Annotated in this window: 1 protein-coding gene; it reads right to left on the reverse strand. The window is 72.9% G+C overall.

What is annotated here, in order from left to right; all coding sequences use genetic code 11:
• Positions 1 to 1,067 (reverse strand): DUF222 domain-containing protein (locus KDK95_RS34690; RefSeq protein WP_212522595.1); only part of this gene is annotated, 1,067 nt, incomplete at its 3' end.
• Between the last annotated feature and the right edge of the window lie 56 nt (positions 1,068 to 1,123).

A 1,123-nucleotide genomic window follows, 5' to 3' on the forward strand; every position in this document is an offset into this window, starting at 1 on the left:
AGGGTGTGGTGGGCGTGCAGGGCGAAGGTCGGCGGGCGCGTGCAGCCGGCGTGGGTGCAGTGCCGGTCCCGGAAGGCGAGTGCGACGCGCTGCGCGGACGAGGCCAGACGCGCGTGCGGGTCGGTGTCGATAGCCGTTCCGTCGAGCCGGACCGGGTCGCCGTCCTCGTCGAGTTCGAGCAGATGCGGTTCGGGGTCCGGGACCGCGCCGACCGGGACCGGGGTGCCGTAGACGGTCTCGGCCAGGGGGTTCGGGCTCCCGGCCGGGACGGAGAACAGCATCGGCGGGCTGAAGGTCGCTGTGCGCACGGGCGCGGGGGCGTTCAGGAACACCTCCGCGATCCGGGTCAGGGCGTGGGCGTTGATCTGCTCGGTGGAGCGCACGTCCTCGGGTAGCGGGCTGGCGTGGTCGTATTGGGCTTGGCGGATCCAGTCGGCGGTTTGTGCGTCGATGGCGGACCGGAGGGTGGTGGCGCGGACCGCGTCCAGCAGGACCTCGAACCGGCACAGCCCGTCCTCGAGCTCGACCACGCGGTAGAACGACCGTGCGCGTTGACGGGCGATCACGTCCTTGCTCGTGTCCGGGTCCAGGGTGTGTTCCAGGGCCCGGATCTGCTTCGCGGCCGCGGTCACGCCCTCGGCTTCGGCGGTGACCAGGGTCGCGGTCAAAGCGGCCGCGGTGTCCACGCCGGTTCCGGCCACCGCCTTCGCGGTGCGTGAGAGCACCCGGACGGTGTCCGCGCCGATGCGGCCGGAGGCCAGCGGTTCGGCCAGTTGCGGGATCGCGCCGATCCGGCGGGCGCACTCCGCGATCGAGCGGGCCCTGCCGTCGGAGACATCCAGATGCGTCGCGGCCCACGCCTTGACCCCGCCGCGCGCCGCCTTGACCCGGTCGGCCTGTGCGAGTGCCCGGATCAGCTGGCCGTGACCGGCCTGCTCCCGCCGCCCCAGCATCTGCGCGAGCTGCAGCAGCACGTCCGCACCCTCGCGGTCACCGGCGTGCAGGTCCTGCGCGTCACGCAGGCACTCGGCGACGATCTCATCCCTGCGCGCGTCCAACTCCGCCACTTGCTCAAGCCGCGTACGCCAGAGCTCCGCGATCCCGCCCCCACGATCCATGCCAC

The sequence above is a fragment of the Actinospica acidithermotolerans genome, assembly GCF_018139625.1.
GTDB classification, from domain to species: domain Bacteria; phylum Actinomycetota; class Actinomycetes; order Streptomycetales; family Catenulisporaceae; genus Actinospica; species Actinospica acidithermotolerans.